At 47.5% G+C, this 21427-nt stretch carries 12 protein-coding genes; 8 read left to right on the top strand and 4 right to left on the bottom strand.

The features are described 5' to 3' along the window. Nucleotides 1-31 precede the first annotated feature (31 nt). Nucleotides 32-11293, bottom strand: coding sequence for an amino acid adenylation domain-containing protein (locus CBR65_RS12845; RefSeq protein WP_087467217.1), 11262 nt, complete (start codon nucleotides 11291-11293; stop codon nucleotides 32-34). Between the two features lie 286 nt (nucleotides 11294-11579). On the opposite strand from CBR65_RS12845, the gene CBR65_RS12840 reads away from it, so the two are divergent. Beyond that, nucleotides 11580-12485: a LysR family transcriptional regulator gene (locus CBR65_RS12840; RefSeq protein ID WP_087467216.1), complete on the top strand. Its 906-nt coding sequence runs from the start codon at nucleotides 11580-11582 to the stop codon at nucleotides 12483-12485. A 33-nt stretch (nucleotides 12486-12518) separates the two neighbouring features. On the opposite strand, the gene CBR65_RS12835 is transcribed toward CBR65_RS12840, so the two are convergent. Together CBR65_RS12835 and CBR65_RS12830 are read right to left on the bottom strand one after the other, a co-directional pair. Then, nucleotides 12519-14039, bottom strand: coding sequence for a YifB family Mg chelatase-like AAA ATPase (locus tag CBR65_RS12835; protein ID WP_087467215.1), 1521 nt, complete (start codon nucleotides 14037-14039; stop codon nucleotides 12519-12521). A gap of 82 nt (nucleotides 14040-14121) precedes the next feature. Continuing rightward, a complete protein-coding gene (locus CBR65_RS12830; RefSeq protein WP_087467214.1) occupies nucleotides 14122-14364 on the bottom strand; it encodes an accessory factor UbiK family protein in 243 nt (80 codons plus the stop codon). 478 nt (nucleotides 14365-14842) lie between these two features. On the opposite strand from CBR65_RS12830, the gene CBR65_RS12825 reads away from it, so the two are divergent. The 3 genes from CBR65_RS12825 (at nucleotide 14843) to CBR65_RS12815 (ending at nucleotide 17048) form a co-directional block, all read left to right on the top strand. After that, nucleotides 14843-15181 (top strand): P-II family nitrogen regulator, encoded by a 339-nt coding sequence (locus tag CBR65_RS12825; protein WP_087467213.1) that lies wholly within the window; start codon nucleotides 14843-14845, stop codon nucleotides 15179-15181. A 31-nt stretch (nucleotides 15182-15212) separates the two neighbouring features. Next, a complete protein-coding gene (locus CBR65_RS12820; protein WP_087467212.1) occupies nucleotides 15213-16478 on the top strand; it encodes an ammonium transporter in 1266 nt (421 codons plus the stop codon). Nucleotides 16479-16709: 231 nt separating this feature from the next. Beyond that, nucleotides 16710-17048: a P-II family nitrogen regulator gene (locus CBR65_RS12815; RefSeq protein WP_087467211.1), complete on the top strand. Its 339-nt coding sequence runs from the start codon at nucleotides 16710-16712 to the stop codon at nucleotides 17046-17048. A gap of 86 nt (nucleotides 17049-17134) precedes the next feature. On the opposite strand, the gene CBR65_RS12810 is transcribed toward CBR65_RS12815, so the two are convergent. Continuing rightward, nucleotides 17135-17479: a hypothetical protein gene (locus CBR65_RS12810; protein WP_087467210.1), complete on the bottom strand. Its 345-nt coding sequence runs from the start codon at nucleotides 17477-17479 to the stop codon at nucleotides 17135-17137. 468 nt (nucleotides 17480-17947) lie between these two features. Between CBR65_RS12810 and CBR65_RS12805 the strand changes: the two genes are divergently transcribed. The 4 genes from CBR65_RS12805 to potC all read left to right on the top strand — a co-directional run bounded on the left by CBR65_RS12805 (nucleotide 17948) and on the right by potC (nucleotide 21427). Then, complete coding sequence (locus CBR65_RS12805; RefSeq protein WP_087467209.1) at nucleotides 17948-18250, top strand: hypothetical protein; 303 nt, start codon at nucleotides 17948-17950, stop codon at nucleotides 18248-18250. Nucleotides 18251-18716: 466 nt separating this feature from the next. Beyond that, nucleotides 18717-19823, top strand: a complete 1107-nt coding sequence (gene potA, locus CBR65_RS12800; RefSeq protein ID WP_087467208.1) for a spermidine/putrescine ABC transporter ATP-binding protein PotA — start codon at nucleotides 18717-18719, stop codon at nucleotides 19821-19823. Further along, a complete protein-coding gene (gene potB, locus CBR65_RS12795; RefSeq protein WP_087467207.1) occupies nucleotides 19807-20676 on the top strand; it encodes a spermidine/putrescine ABC transporter permease PotB in 870 nt (289 codons plus the stop codon). The genes potA and potB overlap by 17 nt, the downstream gene beginning before the upstream one ends. Then, complete coding sequence (gene potC, locus CBR65_RS12790; protein ID WP_087467206.1) at nucleotides 20660-21427, top strand: spermidine/putrescine ABC transporter permease PotC; 768 nt, start codon at nucleotides 20660-20662, stop codon at nucleotides 21425-21427. The genes potB and potC overlap by 17 nt, the downstream gene beginning before the upstream one ends.

The following is a 21427-nucleotide window of genomic DNA, read 5'->3' as shown; positions in this document are numbered from 1 at the left end:
TGTGATTAATTTATGTATATATGCGCATAAATCACGCACGTTCCAGATGTTGCTTGGTTCTTTTCCAGGCGCTATTACTTAATATTCTTTTGCAAACAATACCGGATGCTTCAATTACCACTTCTCCTCGCTCATTGCAGATGACCGCATCGCACTTCAATATTTGTTCATTGAGCAGAATCCGTTTAATGACACAATAAGAGCGATTGGCTGGTGGCTGGTGAATGACAACTTCGTCGACGCTAAAAGGAATATACACAGTGCTGGGATCATGCAGGAACGCAAACTTGGCGCTCACAATAGCCGCATCAAGCCAGACGGGATGCAGGAAGTAATTAACGGTATTTTCGCGTAACTCATGGCTTAGGTTGATCATAGAGAGAGCCTGGCTTTCTCCCACTAGTATCTTCTCCACGGTGGTTAACGAGCCTTGATAATCAACTCCCTGGGTACGAAGTAATTCGTAGATATCATTTTTCGTATGAGCGGCGGTTAAGTCTTGAGCAAGTGAAAGCAAGTCGACTTTTGATGTCTCTCTGTCAACAAAACAAATACTCCCAGTAGACGATTTTTCAATTCCGGTACGGTCACATATCTGATGTTGACTTTCGAAACTTATGTTGCTGGGGTTGCTGTGATTCAGGCGAATAAAAACACGCGCGTATTCTTCGTTAGTCAAGGATAGTGGTGAATAAAAAACGATGCGCCGTACGCAGTTAGCATGTTTCAATTCGGTGCGGGACCGCACTGCTTCCAGAGCCATGCTCGCGTAGGTCACGCCTAACAACACCTCGTCATCAAAAACTTTATGTTCTGTAAGATAAGGCTCTCCTTGACGAAAATCCTGATGCCACTCAGGCAGTTCATAACGTGTTGCTGACGCCTTTTGAGCATCTAATACGTCTGTTTTTCTGACAGGAGTTGGCTTGCGAACATCCACCCAATGGCGCGTGCGACTGAAGGGATAGCCGGGTAAGTCGATACGATTTAATTTCTCATGGGTGTAGAGTTGACGCCAATCAATAACCTCTCCTTTTATCCACCAGCCTTTCAAACTATCGAGATCGCGGTTTCGGAGTGCTTGATCAATCTCGGCGTCGGAAATATGTGTGTCGGAGTGTTGTATGACGTTATAGGTTACCGCTGTGCACTGACCTGTCTCGGCAAAGATGTTAAGTGCATTTGCCAAGCTGTCTTTGTTGTCAACGATAATTGCCAGGCGATGATCCAAAGCATCCCGTCCAACTTGTAGGGTATAGGCAATATCCGCGAGGCTGGCTGTGTGTTGGGTTATCGAATGACTCAATGATTTGGCATAAGTGCGAATATTCTGTTCAGTCTTTGCAGACAACAGAATAAGCACGGGAGTGGTTTCTCCTGAATCTTCATTGGTCAGGGAAAGGTCGGAGCCAGGTGAATATTCTTCAAGAATAACGTGAGCATTCACACCTCCAGCACCGAAAGCATTGACTCCTGCTCGGCGTGGTAAGGCGTATCCATTGATATCCGTTAATGCTTCCCAATTTTGGCGAGTATACAGTAGATAAAACGCCGACTTTTTTAAGTCAAGATAAGGGTTGACGTTATTTAGATGCAGCAAGCCGGGCAATTTCTTAAATTTAAGGCTAAGCAAAACTTTTATCACGCTGGCGATGCCGGATGCAGACTCCAGGTGGCCGATATTGGTTTTAACCGTACCAATCGCACAAGCTGGGCTGAGTACATTTGAATCCTGCACATCGAATTCGTTAAACGCTTTCTTTAGTGCACTGATTTCAATCGGGTCGCCCAACTTTGTCCCTGTACCATGCGCTTCAATGTAGGAAACCGTAGCCGGATGTACGCCAGAACGTGAATAAGCTTCCTTGATTAATTGATACTGGGCTTTTAAGTTAGGTGCAGTTAATGAGGCGGCGTGGCCGCCATGATTGGTATAACTGCCCTTGATTACGGCTAGAATATTATCTTTGTCTGCTTTCGCTTTTGATAGGGGTTTTAACACGATCGCTGCCCCCCCTTCACCGCGCACAAAGCCGTCGGCGCTTTCATCAAACGACTTACATCGGCCAGCGGCGCTTAACATATTTGCTTGTTCAAACACCGAACTTAAGCGGGGGCTCATCATAATACTGATGCCGCCAACAATCGCTTGGGAACAAATACCCGCCTTTAAATCCTGGGCGGCGCGATGAATGGCAACTAATGAGCTGGAGCACAAAGTATCAATAGGCTCGCTGGGGCCAGAAAAGTCAAACAAGTAAGATACACGGTTGACAAGAAACGCGTGGTTATTGCCAAAGCTCATCCCCGGCGAAAGCTCAATGCCATTATTATGCAGGTAATCAGCATAATCCCGATTGGATAAGCCCACATAAAGACCCGTTCTGGTACCAGAGAAATCAGAGACCTTGTAGCCAGCATTTTCAATGGCATGCCAGACTAATTGAATGAACAACCGTTGCTGAGGGTCCAGTAATGCAGCTTCGCTGGCGTCAATACCGAAAAAATCTGCATCGAATTTATCTATCTCCTTAATGAAAGAGCCCCAACGGGATTGAGTTTTACCATTTTGCTCGGATGCTTTGCCAAAGTAATCTTGCCAGGACCAACGATCTTCAGGTACTTCACGAATGAAATCCTGGCCTTCCCAAAGTTTTAACCAGAAATCATCCAGATCTTCGCTTTCCGGCATAAGGGCCTGCATGCCGATAATCGCAATGTCATCATCTACATCGTTGTTCTGTTTGAGTGGCGTATCAGTCGTTTCTGGTACAACTGCTTGTACTGCGTTTAGGGATATAGCTGGTTGTGTGACAACGGCTTTAACTATGTCGGACGGACCTGTGGTTAGCGGGTTGCCTAGCGCCGTCAGGATTTCCACCTTGAACTCGCTCAGTAGATATTCAGCAAACTCCGAAAGTGTGTTGTACTCGAAGAGTACCACCGGAGTAATATCTGTTTTATATTTGCTGTTTATTTCCGAAATAAACTCGGTGTTAGAGATGGAATCAAATCCGTAGTGGTTCAGATGAGTCTTATCTGAAATGTTATGAGCAGATACCTTGGTTATCGAAGACGCCAGCTCCTTTAAGTCGTGTAGCAGAAGCTCACGCACTTTTTCCAAACTGAGCGTTTGGCCGCCGGTTTGCGAGTTATCTACTGGTTCCGGGGATGTAGCATTATTTGCAGTTATATATTTAACGTCGTTTGAAATAGTCTGTATTTTGTTACCGAAATAACGCTGAAGAGTTTCTGCGTATTCTGTAACAAGATGCTTGGCGACTTCGCGCAATGTGCTGTGCTCGAAGAATATAATCGGTGTAATATCCGTGCCAAAGTGGTTGTTAATTGCTGTTGCCAGCTCCGTATTCGCAATAGAATCAAAACCTAACTCGGAGAGTACAGAGTCCGCATTGATCCGACCATGCTCCAGTTTGAGGATAGTTATTGCCAGATTTAGAAGTGTTGATTCCACTTGCGTCTGTTGACCAATTTGAGAAAAGACTTTTGAATCATTTTTTGTAAGTAGGCTTGATGTTTGCGATTTTACCGCAGCGGCTGCAAGCCCGGATCGTTTTCTCACAGCATTGAGTAGCTGAGATGCATCTCCCCGTACAATCACCTGAGGACCACTCAGATTTGCCAGACTGAAATCCAATAGTGCGAGGCCTTCGATTGATGTTATAGGTTCAACGCCGGTAGAATCACGGAAATATTTCACGGCAGACTCTGTTGCAGACATGCCTCCGTCCAACCACAAAGGCCAACTTAAACTAATTGCTCGCCCTTGGCGTTGGCCATCGGCTACCAAACTGTTTCGCCACTCACAAAATTCCTCAATTACCGCATTGGCATAACCATAATCTGTCTGACCCATATTTCCCATGGTGGCGGAAATGGATGAAAATCCGTAGAAGAATGCTAAAGGGAAGTGGCGGGTAGCTTCATCCAGAACATAAATACCCTTCACTTTAGGCGCGATGACAGGCTCAATGTCCTCCATCGATTTTTTTGTGATTAATTTATCAGCAAGAGCACCTGCGCAATGAATAACACCGGTGATTTTGCCTAAATCCATCTCTATCTGTTCAACGCATTTCTTTAAGTCCCCTGCATTTGTGATATCGCAGGTGTAATACTGATAATCGATATCCGTCCACTCTGTGCGAAGCGCTTTGCTTAGAGATTGACGACCTATCAGGGCGAGTTTTATGCCGTATTGCCTATGCAGATGTTTTACTAACTGCCGACCGATACCTCCGGTGGCACCGGTAATCAGGCAGAGAGTATCTTCGGTGGCCAGACTTTGGGGTGAGGCAGATAAATCGACTGGAGTAACGTGATATTCCGGTAGCATGCGTTGAGTTTCTCTGTAGCGGACCTCCACAGAATCAGGGGCATAGCTAACTTCATCCAGCAGCCGTTGTGCTTCGTTATTAAGATCCGCTTCCAAAGCAATGACAGAGGCTTTAATCTTACTGGTTTCCTGGTGTAGCGATCTGATTAGACCACTGATGCCAGCATAAAGTGGGGTTAGATTATCTTTCGCGGAATAGGCGAATAAAATGCGTGATTTTTCCCTACGCAATAATGTTACGGCTTGAGAGCATACTGCGTAAAAAGGTTTGATTACCGATGCAATTACGGCGTCCAGATCTCCTTTTTCGTGGTCATCTATCAGATAACTCCAAGCAAAAATAATATGGTCTGGTAAGCTATTCTGTTTTTTCAGTTGTGCAAACAGGGCAGCAATGCTGTGTTCGTCCTGTGGATTTGCTGTATAGAAATTATCACCAAGGTATTGATACTTTTCGCGGGGTATAACAATAGTCAGATTTTCCGGCGCTGTTACATGATGCGTAAAATCTACGGTTGACGAAAAAACCAGAACGCGGTTTTGCTGTCTATCGTTGATTTTTGGTGTAGATGTAATCCAGTTCTTATGTATTTGGTTAAAGTAATTTTTTGGATCTTCGCCAGATTGATTGTCCGCTTTACGATCAACGTTTAGTGTTTTAAGACAGTATTCCTTTATTTCAACCAAGCAGTTGCCATGAATATCCATTATTCGAATATCGAATTTGCGTATCCCTCGTAACGCAGATTGTGCATCGCTGGTTAATTCTGCATGAACAAAACATTCCTTGGTTAGGGCACCGTATACTGTTAAAGATTTCATGGAGAAGGGTAAGTAAGTGCTATTGGAATCCTGATCAGGATTGGCCAGTATGCCGATCACTGTCTGAATGCCGCCTTCTAATAAGCTTGGATGCAAAATAAACTGCGCATAATCCGCGTTAAATTTTTCTGGTAGGTGAATTTCTGCTAGGGACTCACGAGAATTAAACGCTACGCTTCTAATGGGCTTATAGCCATCTTTGTAGTTAAATTTCAGCTGGCTAAATAGTTCATAAATAATGGTATGACTTATTTCGTTGTTACACCGCGCTTTAATCGCAGCGATATCTATGCGTGCATGGAGAGGTATAGAATTGGATGAGACCTCAATCATTCCTCGCGCATGTATTTGTTGTTGTTGGCCGCGAGAGCGGATTACATACTCTTTCGTAGGCCATGTTCCCTCAAGCGTGATCTCCAGGGTCTTTTGCTGTTGGTCAACTACCAGTGCCTGGAACCACACGTTACCTTTTAGCGTAACGACCTTTCCTTGCTGCTGTTCCCGGGCTAATTGATCGCCAGCGGCACGGGCGAATTCGAGATAACCGACGGCTGGAAAAATTACCACGTCACCCACCAGGTGGTCGCCAATCAAAGGATTGCTGATATCCAGATGTTTAACAAACGTTCCCGGTTCAGACGCTTCATCGAGCAGAGGGTGGGGTGTACCTGTTAAACGCGACAGATTTGTATATGCAGTTGGTGAGTTAGGTAACCAATAATCTATTTCATTGAACGGATAGAGTGGTAATCTTGATTTGGCAATGGGTTTCTCTGCCTCGTAGGCTTTCTGCCAGTTGATGGCAACACCAGCCAACCATAGTCTTCCCAAACTTGAAAACGCGCGTTTTTGTAGTAGAGGGTGAGTGATGTCCTCTGCACTAATATCTTTAAAAACGGAAAAATAGTATTCCTGGGCCGATTTTACATTACTGACGAGATGGCGACCTTCAGTAGCCTCATCATGAATAAAGGTTTGTAATTGTTGGCAAGCATCGTTAATTGTGCTGGATTCAATCAGCAAACGTTCATCAAAAGACGAACGACCTATTTGACTGGTGTAACAGCAACTTTGCCAACACAGCGTTTCCCCATGGGTTCGGAAAAAGCGAAGATATGCTTCAGCTAACTGACGTAATTGAATTTTTGATTTTGCAGATAACAAAAGTACATTAGTACTATTGCCGATCGTCAGTGCTGAGTGTTGCGTGGTGTATTCTTCCACAATGACATGAGCATTGACACCGCCAAAGCCGAACGAGCTAACACCGGCACGGCGTGGTGTAGCATGACCATTAATCTCGCCAGTTACCCAAGGTTCGGCTTTGGCAGTAAAATAAAATTGGCTATCACCGATGTCGATATGTTTATTCTGGTTTATAAACATCGGCATGCCCGGAAGCGTCTGGTGTTTTAATGCAAGTAAAACTTTGGCGAGGCCTGCCTGTCCGGCAACAGCCTCAAGGTGTCCGATATTAGATTTGACAGAACCAATTCCGCAGGGTTGTATGTCCAGTTGGCTATGTTTTCCTAGCTGCTCGAACGCACGCTTAATTCCCTCGATCTCAATAGGATCACCCAAGGGTGTCCCTGAACCATGTGCTTCGATATAGCTGAGCGAATGCACATCAATAGCGGCGTCTTTTACTGCTTTGACAATGAGCTCGCATTGCGCTTCACCGCTCGGTGCGCTCAGTGAATTTGTACGGCCTCCATGATTTTCAGCGGAGCCGAGAATAACGCCATAGATGGCATCGCCGTCGCTCTCAGCTTGATCAAGCGGCTTTATTATCATTGCCGCAATACCTTCACTGCGCACGTATCCATTAGCGCGATCATCAAACGACATGCAATGACCATCTTTACTGAGCATGCCATTTTTGCTGAATGAATGATGTATGTAAGGACTAGCAATGACGTTGACGCCGCCGACGATAGCGGAATCGCATTCGCCGCTATGAATGGCACGAATAGCGCGGTGCATGGCCACTAAAGAGCTTGAGCATGCTGTGTCGATAACTGCACTGGGGCCGCGTAAATTAAATTGGTAGGACACCCGGTTGGCTATCACGCAGTTAATGTTGCCTGAGATGGTATATCCATCTGGTTCAACTGCATGCTTTTGCACCAGATCCCAGTAGTCGGACGTGACCACGCCGACAAATACTCCCATGTTCGCACCACTAACAGTTTCCAGGCTTAACCCAGCATCTTCCAATGCATGATAAGACGTCTGTAGAAAGAGTCGTTGTTGCGGGTCCATCAATTCTGCTTCGCGAGGGGATATATTAAAGAAAGCTGCGTCGAAGCCGCGAATGTTGGGAATAAAACCACCCAGTTTGTAAGGGTTGTCATCACCTGTACCAAATTCAGTGGTGCGCCAGTCCCAACGAGAAGAGGGTATTTCCGTAATGCAATCCACACCATCAATCAGGTTATGCCAAAAATCCTCGGCATTTTTTGCTTCTGGCATTTGCAATGCCATCCCTACGATGGCCAATGGTTGCTTTTTTCCTAACGTATGTTGAGAGCGGCCACTTTTATCGCTAGTCAGCACTGGCTTGTCAATTTGCGAATTGGTGGGTGTGTCTAACTGGGCCTGATAAAAATCCGATAATGGCTCCAAATGCTTTGTCGCTACTAAATAACGACATATTTTATCCACGCTCACATGGCTGTAAAAAATAGCTGGACTGAGCTTTATGGAAAATTTGTTCTTTATTTTGGCGCTGAGTTGCGTGAAGCGTAATGAGTTGAAGCCATACTGGCCGAAGGGTAGGGTTGGATCAACGGAACTAATATTTAGTAAATCCTTGACAATAGTCACGATGTCGTTACGTAAAAGATGAGCTATTTTTCCTTTTTCTTCTTCATTTATTCCCTCATCCCGAGTAACTGATGATTCCTTGGCGGACTCCGTTCTATCGGTTCTCAAACCGTCTTCCGACATACCTAAGCTGGCGAGTGACGCGGTCAATATTTTTCGATCTACCTTGCCATTCAGTGTTAACGGAAATGCCGTAACGGTGTGGAAATGGCCGGGTATCATATACTCTGGAAGAAGTGATGCTAGATGTTGTTTTATATACGCTTCTGTAATTTTTGTAGCCGTATTTGCATATAAAATAAATGCATGCAAAGTGCTGGACTGCTCACTGGTTTGAATAGTTACGACTGCTTTTTCTATCCCATCTAACGACTCGATAGACGTTTCTATCTCGCCCAGCTCAATACGATAACCGTTGAGCTTTATTTGATTGTCTATTCGCCCTAGGCACGAGAGGTCACCTGAATGCAGAAAGCAGGCAGCATCTCCTGTACGATATAAACGGCTTGTAGGATCGTTTGAAAATGGATTGGGTATAAATTTTTCTTGTGTCAGTTCATCACGTTGCCAATAACCGCGCGCTAAGCCGTCTCCACCGATATACAATTCGCCTTTTTCTCCGGTGGAGACCGGATTTAAGTAATCGTCCAATACATAAAAAGTAGTATTGGCGATCGGTTTCCCAACCGTTATTTGGGTAGCATCGATAATTCTTTTAACTGACGACCAAATAGTCGTTTCGGTAGGCCCATACATATTCCATAGCTCATCACACAGAGGAATTAAATGGTTGGCCAACTCTTTTCTTAACGGTTCTCCACCGCATAAAGCTTTTAGAGGGAGTTTCTCGGTCCACCCTGCCGCAAGTAGCATCTCCCAGGTAGTGGGTGTTGCTTGTAATACGTTAATTTTTCTTTCTTGTAATTTATCCAAAAGTGCAAAGCCATCTTTGGCGTCATGCGCTGAACAGATCTCAACAGTTCCACCTTTAATTAAGGGTAGGTAAAGTTCTAAACCGGCAATATCGAAGCAAACGGTTGTCACTGATAACAAATAGTCTTCGGCAGTAAAACCGGGTGCCTCTGCCATTGACACCAAAAAGTTCGTAAGCCCTTGATGAGTAACTTCTACACCCTTGGGTTTTCCTGTGGAGCCCGATGTGTAGATGATATAAGCACTGTCTGCGGTGGAGGGAAAAGCTAGCGAGTTGAGAGAAGATATCTCCTCGGGTTTTAATTGATCAATGTATAAGGAATGAAAATTATGGCGATTAAGATTGTTATGAATTGTGGACTGCGTTAATAATACCTTTAGTCCGCTATCATCAATCATATGTTGCAGGCGGTCATCTGGGTAAATAGGATCAAGTGGAACGTAGATCGCGCTGGTACGCATGGTTGCCAGAAGAGCTGCGACCATATCAAAAGAGCGTTCCAGTAGAACACCAACCCGGTCGCCTGGTGTGATCTGCTGGCTTAACAGCTGAGCTGCAATTTGATCCGCGCGTTGCAGCAACTGAAGATAGTTGTATTCGTGTCCGTCGCTTACTAAAGCCACTTTTTGGGGGGTAGCTTTAGCCTGTTCATAGAACATTTCTACCGTGCTTTTGAGTGGGTAGCTTCTGTTCTGCTGATTTACTTCTTCTAATAATTTTATTTCATCATTACGTAAAAGGTTGATGCGTGAAAGCGGAGCGCGGCAAAGGTGGGTATCCTGGGTGAGTTGGGAAATGAAGAGGTTCAGCTTTTTCTCAAAATTGTATATCAGTTCATGCTCGGCTTCTTCGCCAGCGAACAAGTGCCATTTGCCAGAGGATTTATCCAATAGCAGGGTTATACCATGAGTGGCAACGACTGGATCATATGTCAGGAAATCTTCCTCGGTATTGAGAATAACGAGTGATATTTCAAACTTGTAGCGATTTTCATCCATGCGTTCCGATAAGAGTGAGGTATAGCGAGCAAAGATATCGATAGGGCAGTGCTTATGTTTGATTAACGTATTTAGTTGATCCATAAGCTGGGGCTTGAATATATCGAAGCTTGCGTCGGGAGTCAGGCTCCATACCAAAGGAAGCTGCTTCAAGTAGTACTGATGATCGTCTGTATGGGGAGCTTCCACACCAATCACATAAGTTTCGGCTTTTCGCGCCCGGCTTAAGAAGCCGCACACTAATACAATTATGTCTTGGTTGCTGGATATCCTGGAGTCCAGTAGCGATGAAGGTGCACTCCACTCATGATGATGGCATGCAGGTCGCATGGTTATTTTTTTGAAATTATTGTTTGTATCAAATGCGTTAAAAATGCTTACCCAGTAGGGTTCATTGCGAGCGCTCTGTAAGTAATTATCCTGTTGAAGTTGGGATGTTTTATGATCGAGTAAGTTATAGAAAGTGTTTGGTTGGATGACATCTTGTGGGTCAACCTGCTTTCCGTTCAGATGTTTTAACCTGACCAGAATAACATCCTGAGTTCCGGTAGTTACGCGTAATTCTCCTTGCTCGGTAAGGTAAATGATACCGGCGTTACCGCGAGATTTTTCTTTTGCTATGGCTACCTCATCAACACAAAAAAACCTTTCACCGCAGTAAAATTTTGCTGTGGCCAGAGGATTGTCATAGTTTCCGAAGTCTAGTCCGTTGATAAAAGCTTGAACCGACTCGGCACTGTGCTGCCACGGAATCATGCTGAGATTTTCTGGTCGTTGATACTTCGAAAAATAGGTTCTTTTGCTCAGGTCTTGCGTTACTAACTCAAGTTCATCTTTGGCCAAGCCATGGATAAGGTCATTAAAACTTTCAATGGCAGCCTCATAGCATTTCAAGTTCAGCGAAAAAGCTGTGTCACCTAATTCAGCATCAACCAAGCGTTGCACCAAAATGCGGCCTTCATCAACAACGGGCAGCATTTCATGCCAGGTAACACCATGAGTACGTTCTTGATTTATCAATGACCAGGATGTTGCATGGATGCCTGCATAAGCTGGTAAAAGCGCATCGTGATAATTTATAGAGAGTTTTTTTGCCATATCCAACACGTCTTTGGGAATTATCTCCAAATGCACTATGCTGAATAAGTAGTCAAAATTTACCGAGGAAAGATAGGACCTGTATATCTCCTTTTGTGGAGCTATAGTCGGAATGTTATTAGACTCCGCCCATTTCTTTGCGGATAGATCCGCGCTGATTATGACATTTACGTGGTGACCGTTATCGATTAATTGCTGAGCACATTGAACTAATAAGCTGCCATCACCGATAAGCGCACAATTAAAGCACCCAGACATGTATATCCATTCCTTAAATAAAGTCCGATAGATCGAATCTTCATAAAATAAAGATCTTTGATTTGGTCAACAGGCTAACTTCAAAAAAGCGGTAAGTAGCAAGGCAAGTATGTATAAAATTTTTTATATGTGTAAAACGACGCAGATGGTACATCTTGATATCTCGATGTAAAACCTACAAAATTGCAATACTAAATTGCATTTTTAAACTAGAATCACCTCCCTTCATCACACAAAGAGCGATTAGGCTCATTTTTATATCTATATATACAAGGACGCGACCCACATGTGGAGTTACGATGATCTTGTTATTTTTCTGCGTGTTATGCAGGAAGGAAATTTCGCAAACACGGCCAAAAAATTGGATGTTCCTGCCAGTACAATCAGCCGTCGAATAACAAAGTTAGAGTGCGCATTAAAAACCAAGTTAATCAGGCGAAATACACGAAAGTTTCAAGTAACTGACACCGGGTTGACATTGTTCAATCAATGTATGCCCTTAATTGAATCACTGGAACGAAATTTAAATGCCACTACTGCTTCATTGGATCTGATTGGTGGCAAGCTGACAATTACCGCGCCAACTTTTTTGGCGCAAGAATTGTTGTCGGAGTGCATAATTGAATTTCAGCTTGCGCATCCAGAAGTAGAACTCAATGTCTACACGGATAATCGGATGCGCGACCTGGTTACAGAGGAGGTGGATTTGGCGATCCGTATAGGCCCGCTGGAGGATTCCAATCTAATTGCCCAGCGCCTTTGGGATATTCACATTGGGGTTTATGCAAGTCGGGCGTATCTGGATTCTCATCCGCCGATAGAAACACCTTCCGACCTCTATGGGCACGCTGCATTATTTTTTCGATCTAAAAATGAGCAATGGATTTTTCAGGACAGAAAAACGGAAGATATAAAATCCATCAAGCTTGAATCCCAATTGCATATAAATGATATACGAACGGTAGTGAAGGCAGTGCAAGCTGGAATAGGGGTCGCATGTCTTCCCCAATTCGCCGTCGATAAATGTGTTGCAACGTCGGCACAGGGCTCTCCAGTGGTTTCCCTCCTGGAGAATTACACGGTGCTGCCTGAGCGAAGTCTGTATGTGGTGTATCAGGATGGAAAATATCTTTCGAAGAACGCAAGAATATTTATTGAATATTTGCGAAAAAAATTTAGTGAATTGCCATAGGCTGTAAATCTATTCATTTATTGATTCGGGGTATCAAATGGTCGATAAATTCTCCCGATCCAGTGTGCGGTAACTCAAGGCTTCAGTAATTTGTGTTGTACCGGGTTGCTGCAAGCCTTCCATATCCGCCAGCGTGCGTGCCACTTTTAACACCCGGTGATATGCGCGAGTTGAAAGGCCGAGCTTATCAATGGCCTGTTCCAGCAATAACTTGTCGTTATTGTTCAACACACAAAAGCGCTCCAGTTCCGGTGCGTTGAGCTGGTGATTGTATTTTCCCTGCCGGTCGAGTTGTCGGGTTCTGGTTTGTTCAACCCGCTCGCGTACACGTGTGCTGTTATCGCCGGTTGATGGTGCGTGTAGTTCGCCTTGCTTGAGTGCCCTGACGGGAACATGCATGTCGATGCGATCAAGCAAAGGGCCGGAAATTTTATCGCGGTACCGGCGGACTTGATCCGGTGTGCAGCGACATCGATCGGAATCACTGCCGTGATAACCGCACGGGCAGGGGTTCATGGCGGCAACCAATTGAAAGTGTGCGGGATAAGTGACCTGCGCTCTTGCGCGGGAGATGCGCACTTCACCGCTTTCCAGGGGTTCGCGCAATACTTCCAGGACCTGGCGTTGAAATTCCGGCAACTCATCCAGAAACAGGACGCCGCGATGGGCCAGAGAAATTTCACCGGGCCGCGGGTTGGGACCGCCGCCTACCAGAGCAATCGCTGACGCAGTATGGTGCGGCGCGCGAAACGGCCGTTTTCGCCAAGCGTGGGTGCCCGTCTGTGATGTGACGGAAGGTGCGGCGGAATAAACTGCCGCAACATCCAGCATCTCCCGTTCATCCAGTGCCGGCAATATCCCCGGCAGACGACTGGCCAGCATGGTTTTCCCGGTGCCCGGTGGACCGTAAAGCAGCAAATTGTGTCCACCGCTGGCAGCTATCTCCAACGCGCGTTTTGCCTGCGCTTGTCCTTTTACATCGCTCAAATCCAGATAATCATCGTTATCGGCGGCTACCGCTGCCTCGGCTTGAAATAAAAATTCCCGCTGATGCAGGTGCGCGCAGACCTGAAGCAGGTTATCACTGCCGTAAACGCGAGTTGTGTTACTGAGTGCGGCTTCAGTTGCATTATGTGTGGGCAGGATCAGGCGACGTTGGACATCCCCGCTGGCGAGGGCGGCAGGTAAAGCAGCATTAATCGGGCGCAGTTCGCCAGAGAGTGCCAATTCACCGAGAAATTCATACTCTGCCAGACTTTCTTTGGGGATTTGCCCGGAGGCGGCGAGAATACCAAGGGCGATCGCCAGGTCGTAGCGGCCACCTTCTTTTGGCAAATCTGCAGGCGCCAGGTTGACGGTAATGCGGCGTGCGGGAAATTCGAGATGGCTGTTCAGGATGGCACTGCGCACCCGGTCTTTGCTTTCCTTGACCGCCGTTTCCGGTAACCCGACGATGGAAAGGCTTGGCAGGCCATTGGATAGATGAACTTCTACAGTGACCAGCGGGGCGCTGACACCGAGCTTTGCGCGTGAATAAACAATAGCCAGTGACATAGGCATTCCTTGCGATGTCGAACAAAAGAGCTGTGCACTATAAACAAACCGGCTAGCGAATGAAATGGCTCAGCTCGGCGCACTATGGTTTGTCGCTTGCCCTGGCTTCGAGGCTTGCCAGAGTTTCCTCCAACTGTTCCAGCTTCTCGCGTGTACGTGCCAGGACAGCTTGTTGTGCATCGAACTCCTCTCGTGTGACCAGATCCAGCCGACTCAGGGCCGATTGGAGGGCAAGGTGGAGTTCGCGTTTGGGTAAGAGTGCGGAAATCTGGGGCAGATTTTTCTGTAACTCCTGTAACAGGCGCTGGGCGAAGTCGGTAATCATCATCAAGCCTCGGTTGCTACTCAAAGTTGTGCAGTCTACTCCGTGTTTTCCTCTCTGTCTTAGGCGAGTCGAGGTCATAACAGCGGATTAACACGCCTGAATTTTCCTACTGCCCGAAATCGGTGCGCAGTGATATTGCGAAAGCACAAAAACGGTGCGAGCAAAATCGCAATTCCTTCATTATTCCTGTCGTCTGGCACGTATATATCCTCATCTAATTGAAATACAAGGTTTTTTTTGTATTGGCCTGCTCTATGCAAAGTTCCATTTGAAGACACAGTTAATGGTATTGGCTGTTGCCTTTACCACAACACCTCGCGTTGCGGTGTAAATCGACGCCAGACGGAGACACCAGAAGGGCAATAAACACAGTATCTGTGTTTGGTACGGCACTGATCGCCGCTGTCGATTGGCAACCGGGTCATGTATTTCCGGTGTTTCCCGCACGTCAGTGTGGGATTTTTTTAGGAGCAGATCGATGAAACTGGTAACAGCGATTATCAAACCGTTCAAGCTCGATGTGGTGCGCGAAGCGCTGTCCGACATCGGCGTGCACGGTATGACGGTAACCGAAGTAAAAGGTTTTGGTCGGCAAAAAGGGCATTCAGAACTCTATCGCGGCGCAGAATACGTGGTCGATTTCCTGCCCAAGACCAAGATTGAGATTGCCGTTTCCGAAACGGAGCTGGACTCGGTGGTGGAAGCAATCACCAAAGCCGCGAACAGCAGCAAAATCGGCGACGGCAAAATCTTTGTATCAACCCTGGAGCAGGTCGTGCGCATACGTACCGGCGAAACAGGCGAACAAGCACTTTAAATTTAACAACTTTAAGATCGGGGAATGAGCAATGGAAGAGAATATTTATCATCTTCAGTACGCCATGGACACCTTTTACTTCCTGGTGTGCGGCGCACTGGTTATGTGGATGGCCGCTGGCTTCGCTATGTTGGAATCAGGCTTGGTACGCGCCAAGAACACCACTGAAATTTTGACTAAAAACGTCGCGCTGTATGCGATAGCGTGCATCATGTACATGGTGTGTGGTTACGCGATCATGTACGGTGGCGATGTCTTCCTGACCGGTATTCAGGAGGTTGATGTAACTGCCAAGCTTGGCGAGTTCGCCGAGCGAGAGGGCGGTTTCACCGGTGGCGCGATCTACTCTTCCGCATCTGACTTCTTCTTTCAGGTGGTCTTCGTAGCTACCGCCATGTCAATCGTATCTGGTGCAGTAGCTGAGCGCATGAAGCTCTGGGCATTCCTGCTGTTCGCTGTGGTCATGACCGGCTTCATCTATCCGATGGAAGGCTCCTGGACCTGGGGTGCGGAAGGCAAATTCGGCTTGAACCTCGATGACCAGTTTGGCTTCAAGGACTTCGCGGGCTCGGGAATCGTTCACCTCGCTGGCGCCACGGCGGCATTGGCAGGTGTAATCCTTTTGGGAGCTCGAAAAGGCAAATACGGCCCCAACGGCGAAGTGCACGCGATCACCGGTGCTAACCTGCCCCTGGCTACCTTGGGAACTTTCATCCTGTGGATGGGCTGGTTCGGCTTCAATGGTGGCTCCGTATTGAAACTTGGCGATATCGGAAATGCCAACGCTGTGGCGATGGTGTTCCTGAATACCAACGCAGCAGCTGCCGGCGGTCTGGTTGGTGCTTTGATGGTTGCTCGTATCCTGTTTGGCAAAGCAGATTTAACCATGGCCCTGAATGGTGCTTTGGCTGGCCTTGTTGCTATCACTGCGAGCCCTGACTCGCCCAGCGCTATGGCTGCAACCATAATCGGAATCGTTGCGGGCATCATTGTTGTCTTCTCGATCATCGGGTTGGACAAGCTGAAGATCGACGACCCGGTAGGTGCCATTTCGGTGCATGGCGTAGTTGGTCTGTTCGGATTGCTCGTTGTACCCTTCACCTCTGAAGGCACCACCTTCCTGGGTCAACTTATCGGTGCTGCGGTTATCTTTGCATGGGTATTTATTGCCAGCTTCGTTGTCTGGTTCATCATCAAGCTGGTTATCGGTATCCGTGTATCCGAAGAAGAAGAGTTCGAAGGTGTGGATATCGCTGAGTGTGGTATGGAAGCCTATCCTGAGTTTACGCACAAGTAAGACTCTCTGGCCCATCGCCCGGTAAATATCGGGCGATGGATAGCAAAGCCGTAATCTTGCAGTAAACTTGCTCCTGGTGGACAGATGATTTTCACAGGCGTTGCGTGTATCGTAACGGAACTTCACTGACGTTTACGGGTTCTCAGCCCAACGGCTGTGGCCAATCAGATGAATAAAAAAGCCAGGCGATAAGCAGGCAAGAGACAAGCGAGACAAGCAAAGGAACCCACAATGAAACTGATTACTGCTGTAGTAAAACCATTCAAACTTGACGACGTGCGTACCGCACTGTCAGAGGTCGGCGTACAAGGCATGACCGTGACAGAAGTCAAAGGGTTCGGCCGCCAGAAAGGCCACACTGAACTCTACCGCGGTGCGGAATACGTAGTTGATTTTTTACCGAAGGTGAAGATCGAGTTGGCAGTGGATGATTCCATGGTTGAACAGGCGGTCGAAGCCATTACCAAAGCGGCGCAGACCGGCAAGATTGGTGACGGTAAAATCTTTATCACACCGCTCGAAGAAATTATTCGTATCCGTACCGGCGAAACCGGACCGGACGCGATTTAAGGTCTCAAAAAATAAAAGCCGTCATTGCGACGGCTTTTTTGTCACGGATGTCTCCGGCAGCGTTTCCCTCTGGGTGCGCTGCTTTTTTATGTCTGCTTATCAAGGTTTTGATGTGCAAGTTGACGCACCAGGGGGCGTAAGCTCGCCAGGTAGCGGCGCTGCTGCACAAATAAAAATACCGGGAAAACGATCAGCATCAGCAGCACGCCGGTGGTGCTGGCCTGCAAGCTCAGCCAGGGACCGATAACGGCAATCACGACGACACAAGCCAGAATTAACACAACAAAACTCATCAGGTTATTGCGCCAGATGCGCAATTTATTCTGTGCAACAAACGCCTGCTCGTGAGCGCTTTGCAGCAAGCGAAGCTGGGCGTCCTGGGGTAGGTGATGAATTTCAGGAAAGTATTTCAATAGCGGTTTCACATTCATTAGAATAGCCCGAAAAATGAGTCGACCCGTGCATGGATATAACGGTCCGGCCTTGCGGATCAAACGTCTCAATACCACAGGTGTAAGAAGAACTGCCTGACATAATCCCCACACTGTTGTGTAACCTGCCGCAAATTATACGCAGCTTGGGGAAAAAATATTCCGGTTTCCTGTCTTTGTCCCTGTGGCTGAAACGTCATGTACACAATTCACTCATTTTTTGTTGCTCCCGCTGCGCTATGTGCGCTGGCGGGACGAGAGATGCCGGCCGAGAAGAGCGGCTTGTGGGTGGTTAATAACCAAATTATTTCCACTTTTTGATAGGTAAGATAAAAAAAGCCTAAAAAAAAGCAGCCACTTCGCATGACGTTTAAACAGGCCTGCGCTATAAATTAGGCGAAGCGAACGACCAGCCGAAAAACCGGTATGGCTTCGTGCCTCCAACAGTTCGAGATTCCAGGTGACAATATGGCTACTGATGAACCCCTTAACGATGAAGATGTTGATGAGCCCATCGAGGACGAAGAGGATGATGAGGACGTTGATGCCCTTGATAGTGATGAAGCCAGTTTTTCATCCAGTAGCAAGGCTGCCAGTGTTGAAGTCATCGAAGATTTCAGTATCGCTTCCCGTCAGCGTATACGCGATGAAATCGATGATCAGGTTGCAGCGTTTTTAGCGCGCGGCGGCAAGATCAGTGAAGTTCCGCCCAATGTAACTTCAGATCCACCAAAAAAACCCAGCCCGGATTATGGTGGCCGCCCCATTTAATGGCGAGCACCTGCATAGGAACTGTCATGCTTTGGCCTCGCGAATAGCGGGGCCAAGTTGTTTTTATCGCGCCCCTTTTTCAATCGATATTCCGCCTTTGATCCCGGTTGTCCGGCTAACCGGGGCGCGCCTGCCATTGTGTGATTTTTGCGCGGAGGGACGCTGGATTTTTAGGGGGGGCTATGAGTAAAATGTGCCGTCTTTTGCCTATGGCCAGTGTCCCGCATCCTTAAATCGTTGCAAGGTTTACCAGCGAACAGCTACGCAAGAGACGGTAAAAATTTCGTGAGTAAACCAGCGGCATCCGCGCCCAGCAACGAGTCCCTGACCGTCCCCGGTCAACTCCTCTCGGCTGGCCGTTTGTTTCTCTGGGTTATCCGCTTTACAGTGGCTGACCGTCGTGAGTAACTGATTCACGGCTACGACCCTAACGGCAAACACGTTACATAAGAGGAGCACTGTCACGGTGAATGAACCGCGTCCCCTGCTGATACTAAAACAGTTGTCGAAAACCTATGGCGACAACCGCGTGCTGGATAATTTTGATTTGACGATCTTCGATGGTGAGTTCTTTACTCTGTTGGGGCCGTCGGGCTGCGGTAAAACCACCGTGTTGCGCATGATCGCCGGTCTGGAAGATGCAGACGTCGGTGAAATCCATCTGGCAGGCCAGGAGATCAGTAACATCCCGGCGGAAAAACGCCCGGTTAACACGGTGTTCCAGAGCTACGCACTGTTCCCGCATATGACGGTGTTCGACAACGTCGCCTTCGGGTTGAAGATGAGCAAGGTGCCGAAAGCGGACATCAGGCCGCGTGTGATAGAAGCGCTGGAGATGGTTCGTCTGGGCGATTTTGCCCAGCGTAAACCGAATCAGTTGTCCGGTGGTCAGCAACAACGCGTCGCCATTGCGCGGGCGGTGGTGAATCGACCGAAGTTACTGCTCCTCGATGAATCCCTCAGCGCACTGGATTACAAGCTGCGTCAACAGATGCAAGTGGAATTGAAACGCCTGCAACGCAAATTAGGTATCACCTTTGTGTACGTTACCCACGACCAGGAAGAAGCCTTGTCGATGTCGGATCGCGTGGTTGTCATGCATAAAGGCAAGGTACAACAGTTGGGCACGCCGCGCGAAATTTACGAACAACCCGCCAATTTATTTGTGGCGAAATTTATTGGTGAGATCAATCAACTGGATGGCGAAATCATTGCCGTCGACGGCAACCATGAATACGAAGTCAAAGTGGAAGGTATGCAGTGGACGCTGCACGCGGAGCACAGCTTCAAGGTGGGTGACAAGGTAAATGTATTGTTGCGTCCGGAAGATCTGCGCGTGGAGTATCTGGAAGATGCGCACACCAGCCAGACACTGACAGGCAAGATTGTTGAGCGTAACTACAAAGGTAAAACCCTCGACTCGATTATTCGTTTGCCATCCGGCGCAGAGCTGATGACCAGCGAATTTTTTGACGAAGATGATCCGTCTTTCGATTACAGTCTGAACCAAAGCGTCGCCGTGAAATGGGTGCCGGGTTGGGAAGTGGTGTTGCCCTATGAAGCATCACATTAATCAGTTTCGTTTTTGGGCCATCGGCCTTATCACGGTTTGGCTGGTGCTGTTTGTCTTCATGCCCAATGTGCTGGTATTGATTACCAGCGTCCTGACCCGCGATACCGTCGACACAGTCGCCTTGCCACTCAACGTGGAGAACTACGTTCGCACCCTGGATATCCTCTATCTGCAGGTGCTGCTGGATTCGCTGGGCATGTCATTGCTGGCGATGGTGGTGTGCCTGTTGATAGGTTATCCCTTTGCCATGTGCATCGCGCAACTACCGAAGCGTTGGCAACCGATTCTGTTGTTTCTGGTCATCCTGCCGTTCTGGACCAACTCTCTGGTGAGAACCTACGCGCTGCAATTTATCCTCGGTAACAAAGGGTTGATCAATAACCTGTTGCTGGGCCTGGGTTTGATTGAAAAGCCGCTACAACTCCTGTACACCAAATTTGCGGTGGTACTCGGGCTGAGTTACATCCTGCTGCCTTTTATGGTGCTGCCGTTATTCTCTGCGCTGGAAAAACTCGACGTGCGTCTATTGCACGCGGCGAAGGATTTGGGTGCAGGTGCTTTCCATCGTTTCTGGCGTATTACCGTGCCTTTAACCTCACCCGGCATCGTGGCCGGCTGCCTGATGGTGCTATTACCGGCAATGGGCATGTTCTACATTTCAGACCTGCTCGGCGGGAAAAATTTATTGCTCGGCAACGTCATCAAAACCCAATTCCTCAATACGCGCGACTGGCCGTTTGGTTCGGCCCTGAGTGTGTTGTTGATTGTCTTGCTCGGCTTCATGCTGTGGTTGTATTTCCGCGCGGCGAAGTTCGTTAGTCGTCAGGGAGGCATCAATGACTCGGACTTTTAGATTCGGCTATTTGGGCCTGATTTTATTTTTTATCTATCTGCCGATTGGTGTGTTGGTGGTGAACTCGTTCAACGGGTCGCGTTACGGCACCAGTTGGCAGGGCTTTACCCTGAAATGGTATGAACGATTACTGGGCAATGAGAGTTTAATGACCGCTGCCACGCATTCATTGACCATTGCCGTTGTGGCAGCCACTGTCGCCACCATCATTGGCACCCTGGGTGCGGTGGCACTTTATCGCTATCAATTCCGTGGTAAAGCAGCTTTATCATCCATGGTGTTTATCAGTATGCTGACGCCGGATATTGTGATGGCGATTTCGCTGCTGATTATCTTTATCGCTATCGGGATTGAATTAGGTTTTATTTCGTTGCTGTTAGCGCACATCACCTTTTGTTTGCCCTTTGTGATTATTGCCGTGTATTCGCGTTTACGCGGCTTTGATGTCAAGATGCTGGAAGCGGCGCGCGATCTCGGTGCTTCCGAAAGCCGCATCTTCTGGAAAATTATTCTGCCGCTGGCTGTTCCCGCCGTGGCATCAGGATGGTTATTAAGCTTCACGCTGTCATTAGATGACGTTATTGTGAGCGCATTTGTCACCGGCCCCGGCTATGAAATATTACCGCTCAAGGTATATTCCATGGTGCGCGTCGGTGTTTCACCGGAGGTAAATGCCATCTCGACACTCCTGTTGGTTGTGTCCCTGGTATTGGTCATCATTTCCCAACTTCTTTTACGTGAGGAACGCTAA

It is taken from the genome of Cellvibrio sp. PSBB006, assembly GCF_002162135.1.
Classification (GTDB): Bacteria; Pseudomonadota; Gammaproteobacteria; order Pseudomonadales; family Cellvibrionaceae; genus Cellvibrio.
This window is presented reverse-complemented; position numbering and strand designations above follow the sequence as displayed.

What these genes read in the sequence shown, in the direction of transcription:
- CBR65_RS12845 (WP_087467217.1), bottom strand. Translation starts at nt 11,293, where the DNA reads ATGTCTGGGTGCTTTAATTGTGCGCTTATCGGTGATGGCAGCTTATTA.
- CBR65_RS12840 (WP_087467216.1), top strand. Translation starts at nt 11,580, where the DNA reads ATGTGGAGTTACGATGATCTTGTTATTTTTCTGCGTGTTATGCAGGAA.
- CBR65_RS12835 (WP_087467215.1), bottom strand. Translation starts at nt 14,039, where the DNA reads ATGTCACTGGCTATTGTTTATTCACGCGCAAAGCTCGGTGTCAGCGCC.
- CBR65_RS12830 (WP_087467214.1), bottom strand. Translation starts at nt 14,364, where the DNA reads ATGATTACCGACTTCGCCCAGCGCCTGTTACAGGAGTTACAGAAAAAT.
- CBR65_RS12825 (WP_087467213.1), top strand. Translation starts at nt 14,843, where the DNA reads ATGAAACTGGTAACAGCGATTATCAAACCGTTCAAGCTCGATGTGGTG.
- CBR65_RS12820 (WP_087467212.1), top strand. Translation starts at nt 15,213, where the DNA reads ATGGAAGAGAATATTTATCATCTTCAGTACGCCATGGACACCTTTTAC.
- CBR65_RS12815 (WP_087467211.1), top strand. Translation starts at nt 16,710, where the DNA reads ATGAAACTGATTACTGCTGTAGTAAAACCATTCAAACTTGACGACGTG.
- CBR65_RS12810 (WP_087467210.1), bottom strand. Translation starts at nt 17,479, where the DNA reads ATGAATGTGAAACCGCTATTGAAATACTTTCCTGAAATTCATCACCTA.
- CBR65_RS12805 (WP_087467209.1), top strand. Translation starts at nt 17,948, where the DNA reads ATGGCTACTGATGAACCCCTTAACGATGAAGATGTTGATGAGCCCATC.
- potB (WP_087467207.1), top strand. Translation starts at nt 19,807, where the DNA reads ATGAAGCATCACATTAATCAGTTTCGTTTTTGGGCCATCGGCCTTATC.
- potC (WP_087467206.1), top strand. Translation starts at nt 20,660, where the DNA reads ATGACTCGGACTTTTAGATTCGGCTATTTGGGCCTGATTTTATTTTTT.